Consider the following 14,186-nt stretch of genomic DNA (forward strand, 5'->3'; position numbering starts at 1 on the left):
TTAATCATACAGAAGAAATCACCTATCCTACTATATTTGAATCGTTGGATGTACACAATCAGTGATATAATGTTTTGCAGTATTTACTATAAAAGTTTGTACATAATTTTTCATTAATTTTTTTTTACAGTATGTTAGTCGATGAAGATTTACTCTTTCGATATGGAGGAGAACTAGTAAGTTTTGCCAAAAATGATATTATATTTAGAGAGTCGGAAACACCCAAATTTTATTATCAAATAAAACAAGGTAATGTAAAAATCAATAATTACCATCAAGAAGGAAAGGAATTTATTCACAGTCTCCCTTCAGCAGGACACAGCCTTGGAGAGACATTCATATTTTCTGAAAGACCATATCCTGTCAATGCAGTAGCAATGTCTGATACAGAGATTATCAGGGTTCACACTTCAAAATTTTTTGAGTTGGTTCAAAGTCACAAAAATATTTTATTCAACCTTTATCTTTACACTTCAGAGAGAATGCATTACCGGTATATAATGCTCAATAATTTATCATCTAACAATCCTTTTAATAAGGTACTGTGTGTGATAGATTGCCTGAAGCATTATCATAATGTAACAGAGCAGTATGCGTATCAGATTCCCTACACACGTCTTGAAATTGCATCGCTAACAGGGTTAAGAGTCGAAACAGTTATCAGGGTAATCAAGCGCATGGAACGGGAAAATATTGTGAAAATTTTCAACGGCAAAATTTTTTATTGATTCTCATGCAGACTATCATGATTTAATATTTACAAATCATTCCCGAACATAAAACATCATCTGATCACATCAATTCAGGCAACCGGTAAAGTTTTTTACTTGTAATATCAATCCTTAAAGATTAACTGTCTAAAAATAGAAAGGCATTATCTCATTACTCCGGGAAAGCAAATCTTTCTGACTAATTTTTCAGGAAGTTGAATAAATCTCATCGATATGATTAGGATCATAGGATAGTTTTCAATGAACTTGTATTTTTGAAATACACCACATCAAAGAACTGTTATATGAGCAATTATTATTCTACCTTCGGAAATAGGTCTGCTGTTTTCGGATCCAAAAGGAAATCATTTCTACAACAACACATTCAAATTTTTCTAACCGTCAGGATTTTTTCAGTGATTAAATTTAATCTCACAGGAATTTCTGCGAATTCCTTATTGAAGGAATTGAATTAAATTTTAATTTTTGGAGGTCATCATACAGACTACCATCAGTCTCATACATTACGTACAAAATTTTGAATCCGGCGATAAAAACTTGTTTAGAATACAAGAGTAGTTAGCAGTTCACGCAATAAGACAATTAACACCGACAATATATTATGGAAAATGAAAGTTTAGGATCAAATTCGAAGCGTGATCAACTTCAAAGTCACACCACAGATAACAGCAACGAATTACTGACAACCAATCAGGGATTGAAAATTAATAACAATCAAGATTCACTGAAAGCCGGTGAGCGTGGTCCCTCTCTTCTGGAAGATTTTATTCTTAGAGAAAAAATCACGCATTTCGATCACGAAAGAATTCCCGAAAGAGTAGTACATGCAAGAGGTTCCGGAGCTCACGGAGTTTTTAAATTAAACAAAAGTCTCGCAGAATATACCAAAGCCAAATTTTTAAATAATGTGGATGAGGAAACTCCTGTATTTGTAAGATTCTCTACCGTTGCAGGAAGCAGAGGAAGTACAGATTTAGCACGTGATGTAAGAGGTTTTGCCGTGAAGTTTTACACAGAAGAAGGAGTTTATGATCTGGTTGCCAATAACATTCCTGTTTTTTTTATTCAGGATGCCATCAAATTTCCGGATCTCGTTCATGCCGTAAAACCTGAACCCGACAATGAAATTCCGCAGGCTTCTTCAGCACATAATACTTTTTGGGATTTCATTTCATTGATGCCCGAAAGCACACACATGATCATGTGGCTGATGAGTGACCGTGCCATTCCGAGAAGTTACCGTATGATGGAAGGCTTTGGTGTTCATTCATTTAAATTTGTCAACCAACAAGGTAAAGTACACTTTGTGAAATTTCACTTTAAGCCAAGATTAGGAGTACACTCAGTAGCCTGGCCCGAAGCTCAGAAAATTTCAGGAAACGATCCTGATTTTCACAGGCGAGATCTTTGGGAAGCGATCGAAAACGGAGCTTTTCCGGAATGGGACTTCGGTGTACAGCTAATTCCTGAAGAAAATGAACATGATTTTGATTTTGATCTATTGGATCCTACAAAATTGGTTCCTGAGGAGCTTGTTCCTGTTCAGTTGGTAGGTACACTTACTTTAAACAGAAATCCCGATAATTTCTTTGCCGAAACCGAGCAGGTAGCATTCCACCCGGGTCATATCGTTCCGGGGATCGATTTTAGTAATGATCCGCTTTTACAAGGAAGACTGTTTTCTTATACAGATACTCAACTTACCAGATTGGGATCACCTAATTTCCATGAAATCCCGATTAACAGATCCATCACTACCATTCACAATAATCAACGAGATGGTCATATGCGTCAGCAAATCGCTAAAGGAAAAGTAAGTTATGAACCTAATTCGATAGGTGGCGGATGTCCATTTCAGGCAATGATGAAAGATGGTGGCTTTGCTTCTCAGGAAGAGCGTGTAGAAGGTCACAAAGTAAGAGCAAGAAGTGAAAGTTTTGTAGATCATTATTCGCAGGCAAAGTTATTTTACAACAGTCAGTCAACATTTGAAAAAACACACCTTCAGAATGCACTGGTTTTTGAACTTTCAAAAGTAACCATTCCTGCAATCCGGGAGAGAATGGTGGGTCAGCTGGCTTTTGTTGATAAAGATCTTGCCAATGATGTTGCGTCACGTTTGGGAGTTGAAGTGACCATTCTTGATCAGCCCAATCAGAGCATTCCCGCCGATGCAGATCCTGCAAGTCTTCAAAGTAAAGAAATCGAACCTGTAACAAAGTTTTCTGACGCTTTGAGCATGGCAAATACTGTTAAAAATACGATTGAAAGCCGTGTCATAGGTTTTATGATGACCGATGGATTTGACGCTGCTTCTACCGACCGTTTAATTGAAAAATTAGAAGGGCAGGGTGCAGTTGTTCAGTATATCGCAGATTCTGTAGCGCCCGTAAAATCATCACAGGGTGAGGCTTATATTCCGGATCATGCGTTATCTACAACATCAAGCGTGTGTTTTGATGCATTATATATTTGTGGCGGAGCCGAATCCGCAGCAGGTTTTGTGAGACCGGGAAATAAAAATATGACCGTTGATTTCATCAATGAGGCATTTCGTCATTGTAAAGCAATTTATTTCGGAGCAGATACTGACACGCTGAAAAATCTTACAGATGTTGCATTAATTACGCACGATGATCCGGGAGTGATATCAGCAGATGATTCTGATGCAGATGATTTATTTATTGATGCAATCGCCAATCACAGAGTATGGCAGTTTGAAAAAGAAAGAAACGGACAAATCGATAATATTTAAATATAAACCATTAAACAATAGAGTATGAAAAAGACAGACAACCAGAATAAGAAAGCAGGTAAGGTAACTGCTAAATCTTCCGCAGCTGAAGGGCTTAAAGAACTGTTTATTGATGAATTAAAAGACATTATTTATGCAGAAAGAGCATTACTGAAATCTTTGCCAAAAATGGCTAAAAATGCAACCGAACCTAAACTTGTATCAGCCATTGAAGAACATGTCAGAGTTACCGAAGGACAAGTTCAGAGACTGGATCAGATTTTTGAAATTCTTGGAGAATCAAACCGTGGTAAGAAATGTGATGCCATGGAAGGTCTTATCAAAGAAGGCGAAAGTATTATGGAAGAAACAGAAGCCGGCCCGGTAAGAGATGCAGGAATTATTTCAGCTTCACAGAAGATCGAGCATTATGAAATTGCGTCATACGGAACGTTGGTTGCCTTTGCAAATACGCTTGGCGAAAACGAAATTGCTTCCCTGCTTGAAGCAACTCTTGCAGAAGAAAAAGAAGCAGACGCATTGCTTACTGAATCTGCATATAATTCTATCAATTTTGAAGCGGTTGAGGAGGATAACGATTAAATAACCTTACATCAAGCTGCACTGTGCAGCTTGATGTTTTTTAAACCAATAAAGATGAATAATCAATATTTTTTTAAAGTTGTTCCTATCGTCACTGCTTTTGTATTTACCACAGCATCTTCGCAGCGAGGGATTCCGCCCAAGGAAATAACCAAAATTACCCATTCCACGAATTATCCTGAACATCTTGATTTCCTTCCTGAAATGGTAAATCTTCTGAAGGTTCCTGAAGGATGGACGGTGTCAGTAGCGGCTTCCGGTCTGGGGAAACCAAGAATGCTTTATCATACTCCCAATGGAAATCTCTACATAACAAGGCGAGATACAGGAGATGTATTGCTTTTGAAGGATATAAACAATGACGGTAAATTTGAGGAAATAAAAACCGTAGCTGCAGAATTCAAAGGCGTTCACGGAATTACGATGAAGGATGGATTAATGTATTTGTGTAACAATAATGAGTTGCGCAGATATAAGGTTAATCCAGACGGTACACTTTCCGATAAAGAAATGCTGTTTAATGATATGCCAAGCGCAGGTCAGCACCCGAACAGAACAATGGATTTCGGACCTGATGGTAAGCTTTATATCTCAATCGGAACGCTATGTAATGATTGTAAAGAGTCTGACCGTGAGGCTGCTACCATTGTACAGGTAGATCCTTCAACAGGGAAGCGAATGATTTTCGCATCAGGACTTCGAAACACTATAGGTTTCGACTGGCATCCGCAGACCGGTGAACTTTGGGGAATGGATAACGGAGGCGATGCAAAAGGAGATGATTGGCCGCCCGAAGAATTAAACAATATTAAAGAAGGTAAAAATTATGGATATCCTTTTGCTTATGCTAAAAAAGAGGTTGATAAAACCCGTGAAGATCCGGCAGGAAACAGCAAAGAAAAATGGGTAGAAACAACAGAGCCTTCTACAGCTGAATATCAGGCGCATATGGCACCTTTAGGATTTCAGTTTTTCCCGGCTGGATCTTCCTACAGTGGAGATGCGTTGATTAACTGGCACGGATCATGGAACAGAAGCAAACCTGTTGGCTTCAAAGTACAGCGAATCAAGTTTTCTAATGGAAAGCCGGTCGGCGAAGAAGATTTTCTGACTGGTTTTCTTAAAGGTAAAACGAGATTCGGAAGACCTGCAGGAATAGCGATCTCAAAATCTGGTACGGTATACATTTCTGACGATGCCAACGGCGTTCTTTACAGTATTAAGCAAAAATAAGCACTATGAAAAAATTAATAGTATGTGTATTGATGGCAGGATGTGCATCTGCAATTCCTGACCAGCCCACTGCAAGAATAGAATTTAATGCTCCCGAAACGTATCCCGAAGGAATTGCCTATGACAGTGGATCTGATGTTTATTTTGTATCATCAGCCAGACTTGGAAGCGTAGGGAAAGTTACTCCTGCAGGTGTTTACAGTTCGCTGATCAATGATCCTTCCTTCAAATCAACTTATGGAGTAAAAGTCCATCCTGACGGTAAACGCTTGTTTGTCTGTGTCGGCGATGCAAATTACAGCAAATTTACGTCTCCGGATACCCGGAAAAAAATGGCAAGATTGGTAGGAATCGATATGGCTACAGGAAACAAAACGGATGATATGGATCTGTCAAAATTAGTTCAGGGAAATCACTTTGTGAATGATCTGACCTTTGACGATCAGAAAAATGCCTATGTAACCGATAGTTTTTCCAATGTGATTTATAAAGTAACACCGGGCGGTCAGGCTTCAGTTTTTGCGGACAGCCCGATGTTTAAAACAGAAGGAATTGGGCTTAACGGAATTGTTTATCATCCATCCGGTTATTTGCTCACCGTGAGCAGCGGAACGGGGGCAATTTATAAAATCGACCTAAAGAATCCGAAAAACATCACCAAGGTCGCTATTGAGCAGTTTTTTGTAAACGGTGACGGACTTTTACTCACCGGAAACCAAAAACTTGTCGTAGTGCAAAACGGAGGAAGTGATAAAATTTATGAACTGACTTCTGAAGATAACTGGTCTTCGGCAAAACTATCTGCGTCCACTTTAGCGGCAGATCGATTTACTTATCCTTCTACAGCTGCCATGGCAAAAGATAAAGTATGGATTATGAATGCGAAATTTTCGGAGCTTACAGATAGTACCAATGTACCTTCGAAGAGATTTGAAATGCAGCACGCACGATTGGTGCCATTGCCAAAATAAATCTTATATATCAACAACAATCATTAAAAAATATCAAACCTATTAAAATTTTATTATGAAAAAATCAATTGTAATGCTTTTAGCAGTTGCCGCAGTAACAGCTTGTAACAAAAAAGAAACAACAGCTGCTGACAATTCTCAAGACAATACTGAAATGTCTGCTCCTGTAGATTCAGGGTCTATGACGAGTGACACTGCTACAACGACAGCGCAAACCTCTGCTGAAACGACGACCCTCAGTGATCAGGACAAAAAATTTGCTGATGCAGCTGCAAAAGGAGGGATGATGGAAGTAATGACCGGGGAACTCGCAGCAAAAAATGCTACCAATGCGACCGTAAAAGCTTTGGGGCAAATGATGGTAAAAGATCATAGTAAAGCGAATGAAGAGTTAAAACAGTGGGCGGCAGCCAATGCCTACACTTTGCCGACCAATGTAGATGCTGATCAACAGAAGAAATATGATAACCTTAAGGCAAAAAAAGGTGCAGAATTCGATCGTATGTACACTGACCTTATGGTTGCCGATCATAACAAGACTATTGCTGATTTTAAGAAACAAGCTGCTGAAGGTTCTGAAACTTCTTTAAAAGGATTTGCAACCAAAACGCTTCCGGCTTTGGAGCATCATTTGATGGAATCTGAGAAAGCTAAGAATGCAGTAAAATAATTAATATTCAATTGCTTAATAATCCCACTTTTTTGTGGGATTATTTTTTTTGATTCGTATAAGATCTGTTGTTTGAAGTCAATTTTATATGACAGGAATTTATCGTTTTAATAGTAAACTCTGCCTCTAATGATCTTAACGATAGTATCATTCTCCATTTTCTTTAATGTCCTGATAACGGTTTCGACCCGCAAACCCGTCAACGAAGCAAGTTCTTTTCGGGTATAAGGAATTTTGTAAGAATAGGGCTCTTTGTTGGTATTTTTGGATTTTAAATAATTCAATAAGGTTAAGAGCTGGTGCGCGGCATCTTCTGAAGTCAGGCTATTCAGAAATATATAACTGAAATAAGTCCTGTGGGCAATTTTATGGAGAAACCTCATCTGAACTTCAAAATCCGATTCCAGCAACTGAAGAAATTTATTGCGTTCTAACCGTAGCAATGTACAGTTTTCCATCGCAACGGCATTAACAGAGTAAATGTGTTTGGAAAAAAGAAAAATTTCACCTACTGAATCACCATCTTCATGAACACTCTGAATAAATTCACCTCCTACTGTCTTGGAATTTGTGAGTTTTATTTTTCCTTTCACGATTTGGTAGTAATACTCAGAAGAAGTATTCTCTTCAAACAGAAATTGAGACTTCTGTACCGTAATAGTTTCTGCTCCAAAAGTGTTGAGCAATTCCTTCTGTATCACCATAATTAACAATTGAAATTTGAAGGTGCTCATTGTAAAGCTACCTGCAAAGTACACAAATATACAATTTTTTAAAAATTCTGATTATGATCACAATCAAGCCATTCGGTTTTTATATTCTAGCATTCTTAACAGCCGAATACAAGTATGAAAAGGTCTTTAATAAGCAGACAGATAAAGAAAGCGATGATATTTTTTAGTGTCTGTGATAAGTCCTGAACTGGCGAAAAATAAAAATATGATCTAGGTCATACTTTAAGCATCGCTGATACGTTTATCTTTGAGCTTCATTATTGTTTACATTGTCGCACAAAGTGTAATTTAAACAGAACTGTGCTAAGATTGCAAGGAACCAACGACAAACTTGGTCGAGCGAACAATAATGTAAAAAAGTAAATCCACAGAAACTTAAATTATGTCTATCGTAGAACAACTTCTGCATTCAGTAGGAGCAATAGAAGAAGAATACCAAGCCGGCGACTATATCTTTCGGGAAGCTGCGATGCCTCAATTCTATTATCAAATTGTTTCAGGCGAAGTCAAACTTAATAGTTATAATGAAGATGGCAAGGAGTTTATTCAGAATATCTTTTCAGACGGAACATGTATAGGGGAGTCAATGCTCATTTTAGGGAAGCCTTACCCTGTAAATGCAGTAGCACTCACAAAATGTTTGATCCTGAAATTAAACCGAAACCAATTTCTTCAATTACTACAAGATCACCCGGATCTTATCATAGATATGTTTAAGACACTCTCGGAAAGAGCGTATGAAAAATCGCTTTTGATGCGTAAGATATCAAGCAAAAATTCAGAAGAACGATTGACGGAGTTATTTAATGTTTTAAAAGAAACCCAAGAAGATCAGGGAAAATTTTCATTTGAAATCCCGCATACCAGACAACAATTGGCTTCACTAACCGGACTTCGTATTGAAACGGCAATACGTGCGATCAAACGACTTGAAAAATCTGAGATCCTGATCATTAAAAATGGTAAGATCTTTTATTAAGCGAGAAACAGACTTGATAATCAGTGAAAATTTGATCTCAATATTATCCAGAAAACATTTATGATTAAAGTCATTTAATAGGGAGTTAAACTTTATTAACTTTGAGAATGCGCTTTGCAAAATAGGTTATCATATACTGATAGATATATTTGCAGTTAGTGATTAAAATACATCGCAAATGGAAGAGCAATTTAAAAATAAAAATATCGTATTCTTTGACGGCGAATGCGGAGTTTGTAACTTCTGGGTGCAGTGGATCTTGGAACGGGATCTGAAAGACAAATTTCTGTTTTCATCACTGCAATCTGATTTTGGACAAAGATTTTTAAACGAACGAGGTCTTGATACCCAACAATTCAATACGTTGTATCTTTTGAAGACTGATGGAAATTATTTAATCAAATCAAAAGCAGTTCTCGAAATTGCAGGTCTTTTAGGTGGCGTTTACTCTTTTCTCAAAGTAGGAAAGTTGCTTCCAAAATCTATCAGTGACAGATTATATGATATGGTTTCACGGAACAGAATGAAACTTTCTGCCCAGAAATGTTTTCTACCTGATCCTCATCAGAAGAAAAAAATCATACAGGTTTAAATCAGTGTATTCTGACAGTTCGTTGTGACTTTATTTCATTTTGTAAATCCTTTTCCTATAAACATCAATTTAATAATGAGAGACTACAAATCACCTTATGCCACTGCTGTACTTGTACTGGGGATTTCGTCGGTCGCACTTTGTTGCTGCTATGGAGTGCCGGGAATTCTTACCGGGATGGTCGCTCTTATTTTATACGGAAAAGAAAAGAAAATTTATGAAAAGAATAAACACAACTATAAAAATTTTGATAGTTTACAGACAGGAAGAACGCTCAGCATCATCGGAATGAGTATGAGTTTCTTATATATTGTTTATCTGCTTTTTGCATTATCTATGGTAGGTCAGGCGGGGATCTCAGATCCGTCCCTGTTACTGAAAAAGATCATGGAGAAGTAATATAAAATAAGGTCAGAATTTGTGATAATGTGATTTGAATCATTTTATTTAATAGATCAATTCTTTAATTTCGATCCAGTAAGTGTGCAGATCAATGCCTCATACGGAATTGACATAAACACAAATGCAGATTCGTACACCAGCGATACAACCAACCATAAAATATAATAATATGAAAGCAATTGTTTTACATTTGCCGGATAATTCTTCCTGCAATAGAGTGAAGGATCTTGAAATTAAAGATCCGACAATTTTCTCACAATCTTACGACTTTGGTTCTGCGACAACCTCCACCAATCTGTTTAGCGATAAAGACAAATATACCTTATAGTACTTCATACTGTAAAAAATATTCTCATGGAATTGAAACAGTCTTTACTCGATTACATCGGCGGAGCATTGAAAGCTGCTAACGAAACCATTTCGCTGGCAGAATGTGTTACTGCCGGTTACCTGCAGTTTTCATTTTCGAAGATGAAAGAGGCGTCTGAGTTTTTTAAAGGCGGCCTGACTGCTTATACCCTGGAAGAAAAAGTGAAACTTCTAAAAATCGACGAGAAAGAAGCTAAGCGGTGTCATGGTGTGTCAAAAAAAATAGCTGACGAGATGGCACTTCATGTGTCCGAACTATTTAACACAGATTGGGGTATATCAGTAACCGGATATGCCACTCCGGTTGAAGAATCTGATCATAAAATTTTCGCCTATTATTCGTTTGCTTACAGAAATGAAGTCATATTATCCAAAAAATTAGAACTGCATTATAAAACAGATTCATCAGCAGCTCAGCAATATTATGCAGAATTTATTCTGGGATGCTTTAAATGTGAACTTAATCAAATGATCATCTTAAAATAAAAAATATGGAAATTAAAAATCAATATGTACTGATCACCGGTTCTACCAGTGGAATAGGATATGAACTGGCAAAATTGTTTGCCCAGGAAGGGTATCATTTAATTATTGTATCGCGAAGCCATGAACAATTGCTGGAAAAAGCCAATGAATTTAAAAAGTTCGGAGTAAAGGTAATCACCATGGTAAAAAACCTTTTTAAAGAGGATGATGTGTTTTCTATGTATGCCGAGCTGAAATTGAATAACATCAGTCCGGAAATCTTGGTCAATGATGCAGGACAGGGTGCCTATGGAAAATTTGAGGATACGGACATACACCGTGAACTGGATATTGTAAACCTCAACATTAGTGCAGTTCTCATCTTAACTAAACTTTTTCTGAAAGATCGCCTGGGAAAAGGCTCTGGTAAAATTCTGAATTTGGCGTCAATAGCCAGTAAAGCACCGGGACCGTGGCACTCGGTTTATCATGGGACTAAAGCTTTTATTTTATCCTGGTCGGAGGCGATTCGTGAAGAATTGAAAGACTCGGGAATTACAGTAACGGCTCTCCTGCCTGGACCTACAGATACCGATTTCTTCAATAAAGCTCATATGAACAGAAGTAAGATTCTGGAAGACAAAGATAATCTCAGCACTGCGGAAGAAGTAGCTAAAGATGGTTATAATGCGCTGATGAATGGAGAAGACAAGGTAATTTCCGGTATGAAAAATAAATTGACTGTAGCAATGTCTAACCTTGCAACCGATAGTTTGGCAGCACACCGCATGGGAGAAATGCAAAAACCACAAGATCAATAATCAGGGAATAATGGAGAAGTCTCAGCTGAAAAATAAATCTGTTCTGATCACCGGAGCAGACAGCGGAATAGGAAAAGCCATTGCCTTGCTATTTGCAAAAGAAGGCGCTGATATCTCTTTTATTTATTATAAAGATAATAAAGATGCAGAAAAAACAGCCAAAGATCTTGAAGCTTTAGGCGGGTCGGTAAGATATTTCGAAGGCGATATCAATGATATTGAGTTCTGCAAAGAAACTGTTTTGAAAACAGTTTCAGAATTCGGAGGAATTGATATCCTGATTAATAATGCAGGAATGCAAATTGCCACTGATAATATTGTTGATCTTGAAGGAGAAAACATTAGAAAAACCTTTGATCCCAATACTGTCGGAATGATTTTACTGACGAAAGAAGTTATTCCTTATCTGAAGCAAGGCAGCTCAATCATCAATACCACCTCAGCAGTCGCATCTGTGGGGCGTGAAGAGCTGCAGGAGCAAGATCATTCTACAACAAAAGGAGCTGTCGTTTCTTTTACACGATCTTTGGCACTGCAGTCAAAACCCAAAGGAATCAGAGTTAATGCAGTATCCACGGGATATGCAGCAACACCCATAAAGGAAAAAACTTTTTGGGAGAAAAAAGATGGTAAAAGCCAATCCCCACTCCAGAGAAAGGCGACGACAGAAGAAGTGGCGGCAAGTTATTTGTTTTTGGCTACGGAAGCTGCGGCGCAGATTACAGGTCAGGTATTGCATCCGAACGGTGGTATTATTGTCAACAGTTAATATGGGTATTTTAGCTTAGTGAACAATATACAATTGATCTGGCTTAGGAAAAGAGATCTTACGAAGCAAACCGATTGATAGCCTAAAGATGAAAACTAATATTTTAATCGAAAGTCAGATATGAAAACAAAATTAATAGCCGGCGTTCCGGAGCAGCAGAAAGGGAGCTTTCACGATACCGAAAGTATTCGCATGACCAAAGAACATGAAAGTACGATTGATAATTATAAGGTATTAAAGGATCGTTTAGTATCTGTGAACTATTGGAACTACTATGCTAAAGGCATCGGTGCAGATTTCAAACTTCATGATGCAGACGGAAATTTAAAAAAGAGATTGCCGGAAAAAGACGACTTTATCAGGATTGATATTCCCGGTCCCGGAAATTTTGAAGCAAGAGGTTTTGATTGGGTGAAGATTACTGATCTCTACGAAATGCAGTTTGATGATGGTGATATTTCAGAGTTTTTGCTTCTGGAATGCAAGCCCTCAACAATACCCGGAAAAAATAATGCACATACTGCACATTTCTATACGAGAGAAGCAACTTCTACCTTTATAATATCACGAGGTTTAAATTTTGTAAAGATAGGCGTATACGGACGTAACGAGTCGCCCAATATGGATGCAAATATTGTGGATCAGGCAAGGAACTTAGCAATTGCACTGGGTGGTATGGTGGGGATTTCAAAGATTCAATGGAAGGCTTTTGCGGATGCATTGATTGAATTTTAAAACTCCAAATTTCTGCATCCGAAACATTTATATTACTGAATAAAACCAATTGTAGTGAAATATATTGTGAATATCAGATTTTGGTAATAATATTTTAAAAAAATTATGTAATTAAAGTGTTGATATATAATAATATATAAAAATATTAGCTCATTATGATCATCGTCATAGGATTTTTTTTGCTCACTTTATAGCTTTGAATAACCAAATTAAATTATATGAAAGCATTAATTTTTTCAGTCCTTGTTCTTGGGCTTGTTACAGTAACGAGTTGTAAAAAAGAAGTTCAGACGGCATCTCCATCCGCTTCAGATACGATCTCCAATACGGAGGATTCAATGAATGTAAATTCTAATTCTGCGGATACGATAACTCAGCCTTTGCAGACTGCTCCCGATAGTACAGATCTTAATACGAATGATTCAGTGAGCGGGAGTCCTCGCCCCTAAAATAAGCATTTTTTAATCTAAGATTCAGTAAAGTACTGTTTCTAAGCATCAATATTCATATTCTTTTACAGTATGATGGTGATACTATGCCCCAAAATATAACCAAACCCACTGTAGTCCAATACTAGTCACGGACTATGGTAAATCACTATATATTAATTTAAAAAAAGTAAATGTTATGAACAGTAGAAATTCAAACAACAGAAATTCCGGTAGAAATTCATCTGATGATGATCAGTCAATGCTTGAAGAGGCATACCAGTTAGGCTATGAGCATGGCTATAGCGATGGTAGCGAAGATGAGGATTACGATGACGATTTCTCAGATTATGAAGATTATTTCGAAGAAGACGAAGATTACGATGATGATAATTATGATGATGATGATTACGATGATGATGAAGACGATGATGATAATGACAACAGAGGTCGAGGAAGAGGAAGAAGCAATAACGGAAACCAGCAAAGAGACAGCCAGGGAAGATTTAGTTCTGGCAGCGGAAGAGGAGGCTCTGGCTCGGGAAGAGGAGGAAACTCAAATTCAGGAAGATCAGGATCAGGTTCCGGATCTCGTGGAAGAGGTGGATCCCAAGGTTCGTCAGATAATGATAACTATGACCGAAGACATGATAATCCCGGAAGACCAAAAGGCAGCGGTAACAGTAACGGAAGATCTTCAGGATCCGGCAGATCTGGAAGCGGTCAGGGAAATTCAGGTTCTGGTTCAAGATCCGGAAACAGCGGTGGCTCAGGCAGGGGCTCTAATTCCGGCTCTGGAAACGGAACATCTAGAAGAGGATTTGCTTCAATGAGTAAAGCTGAACGAACAAGAATAGCACGAATGGGAGGTCAGGCTTCTCATGGAGGCGGAAGATCATCAGGATCCGGCAGATCAGGATTCGGAGGAAAACGTAATTCATAATTCTTTT

Annotated in this window: 16 protein-coding genes; 15 read left to right on the forward strand and 1 reads right to left on the reverse strand. The window is 37.8% G+C overall.

Features of this window, described 5'->3' with window-relative positions; all coding sequences use genetic code 11:
* Positions 1 to 131 precede the first annotated feature (131 nt).
* The 6 genes from ACZZ9T_RS08840 to ACZZ9T_RS08865 all read left to right on the forward strand — a co-directional run bounded on the left by ACZZ9T_RS08840 (position 132) and on the right by ACZZ9T_RS08865 (position 6,942).
* Complete coding sequence (locus ACZZ9T_RS08840) at positions 132 to 728, forward strand: Crp/Fnr family transcriptional regulator (RefSeq protein WP_463441774.1); 597 nt, start codon at positions 132 to 134, stop codon at positions 726 to 728.
* A gap of 604 nt (positions 729 to 1,332) precedes the next feature.
* Entirely contained in the window at positions 1,333 to 3,486 is a 2,154-nt protein-coding gene (locus ACZZ9T_RS08845; RefSeq protein ID WP_463441775.1) for a catalase, read from the forward strand.
* 24 nt (positions 3,487 to 3,510) lie between these two features.
* Positions 3,511 to 4,068: a YciE/YciF ferroxidase family protein gene (locus ACZZ9T_RS08850; protein ID WP_463441776.1), complete on the forward strand. Its 558-nt coding sequence runs from the start codon at positions 3,511 to 3,513 to the stop codon at positions 4,066 to 4,068.
* Positions 4,069 to 4,122: 54 nt separating this feature from the next.
* The gene (locus ACZZ9T_RS08855; RefSeq protein ID WP_463441777.1) at positions 4,123 to 5,301 is read left to right on the forward strand and encodes a PQQ-dependent sugar dehydrogenase; all 1,179 of its coding nucleotides are present in this window, start codon (positions 4,123 to 4,125) and stop codon (positions 5,299 to 5,301) included.
* A gap of 5 nt (positions 5,302 to 5,306) precedes the next feature.
* Positions 5,307 to 6,272 carry a gluconolaconase gene (locus ACZZ9T_RS08860; RefSeq protein WP_463441778.1) on the forward strand — a complete coding sequence of 322 codons (966 nt, stop codon included), beginning with the start codon at positions 5,307 to 5,309 and terminating at the stop codon, positions 6,270 to 6,272.
* A 55-nt stretch (positions 6,273 to 6,327) separates the two neighbouring features.
* Entirely contained in the window at positions 6,328 to 6,942 is a 615-nt protein-coding gene (locus ACZZ9T_RS08865) for a DUF4142 domain-containing protein (RefSeq protein ID WP_463441779.1), read from the forward strand.
* A gap of 107 nt (positions 6,943 to 7,049) precedes the next feature.
* Here ACZZ9T_RS08865 and ACZZ9T_RS08870 read toward each other — a convergent pair whose 3' ends face one another.
* Positions 7,050 to 7,646 (reverse strand): Crp/Fnr family transcriptional regulator, encoded by a 597-nt coding sequence (locus ACZZ9T_RS08870; RefSeq protein ID WP_463441780.1) that lies wholly within the window; start codon positions 7,644 to 7,646, stop codon positions 7,050 to 7,052.
* Between the two features lie 412 nt (positions 7,647 to 8,058).
* Here ACZZ9T_RS08870 and ACZZ9T_RS08875 point away from each other — a divergent pair, with 412 nt between their 5' ends.
* The 9 genes from ACZZ9T_RS08875 to ACZZ9T_RS08915 all read left to right on the forward strand — a co-directional run bounded on the left by ACZZ9T_RS08875 (position 8,059) and on the right by ACZZ9T_RS08915 (position 14,179).
* Positions 8,059 to 8,655 carry a Crp/Fnr family transcriptional regulator gene (locus ACZZ9T_RS08875; protein ID WP_463441781.1) on the forward strand — a complete coding sequence of 199 codons (597 nt, stop codon included), beginning with the start codon at positions 8,059 to 8,061 and terminating at the stop codon, positions 8,653 to 8,655.
* A gap of 178 nt (positions 8,656 to 8,833) precedes the next feature.
* Positions 8,834 to 9,247 (forward strand): thiol-disulfide oxidoreductase DCC family protein, encoded by a 414-nt coding sequence (locus tag ACZZ9T_RS08880; protein ID WP_463441782.1) that lies wholly within the window; start codon positions 8,834 to 8,836, stop codon positions 9,245 to 9,247.
* 75 nt (positions 9,248 to 9,322) lie between these two features.
* Positions 9,323 to 9,646 (forward strand): CCC motif membrane protein, encoded by a 324-nt coding sequence (locus ACZZ9T_RS08885; RefSeq protein WP_463441783.1) that lies wholly within the window; start codon positions 9,323 to 9,325, stop codon positions 9,644 to 9,646.
* A gap of 172 nt (positions 9,647 to 9,818) precedes the next feature.
* Positions 9,819 to 9,977: a hypothetical protein gene (locus ACZZ9T_RS08890; protein ID WP_463441784.1), complete on the forward strand. Its 159-nt coding sequence runs from the start codon at positions 9,819 to 9,821 to the stop codon at positions 9,975 to 9,977.
* A 26-nt stretch (positions 9,978 to 10,003) separates the two neighbouring features.
* The gene (locus ACZZ9T_RS08895; protein WP_463441785.1) at positions 10,004 to 10,504 is read left to right on the forward strand and encodes a CinA family protein; all 501 of its coding nucleotides are present in this window, start codon (positions 10,004 to 10,006) and stop codon (positions 10,502 to 10,504) included.
* Between the two features lie 5 nt (positions 10,505 to 10,509).
* On the forward strand, positions 10,510 to 11,304 hold the full coding sequence (locus tag ACZZ9T_RS08900; protein ID WP_463441786.1) for an SDR family NAD(P)-dependent oxidoreductase: 795 nt from the start codon (positions 10,510 to 10,512) through the stop codon (positions 11,302 to 11,304).
* Positions 11,305 to 11,314: 10 nt separating this feature from the next.
* Positions 11,315 to 12,073, forward strand: a complete 759-nt coding sequence (locus ACZZ9T_RS08905; RefSeq protein WP_463441787.1) for an SDR family oxidoreductase — start codon at positions 11,315 to 11,317, stop codon at positions 12,071 to 12,073.
* A gap of 120 nt (positions 12,074 to 12,193) precedes the next feature.
* The gene (locus tag ACZZ9T_RS08910; protein ID WP_463441788.1) at positions 12,194 to 12,808 is read left to right on the forward strand and encodes a hypothetical protein; all 615 of its coding nucleotides are present in this window, start codon (positions 12,194 to 12,196) and stop codon (positions 12,806 to 12,808) included.
* A gap of 627 nt (positions 12,809 to 13,435) precedes the next feature.
* Complete coding sequence (locus ACZZ9T_RS08915) at positions 13,436 to 14,179, forward strand: KGG domain-containing protein (RefSeq protein ID WP_463441789.1); 744 nt, start codon at positions 13,436 to 13,438, stop codon at positions 14,177 to 14,179.
* Positions 14,180 to 14,186 lie beyond the last annotated feature (7 nt).

The organism is Chryseobacterium sp. AC417 (assembly GCF_979258215.1).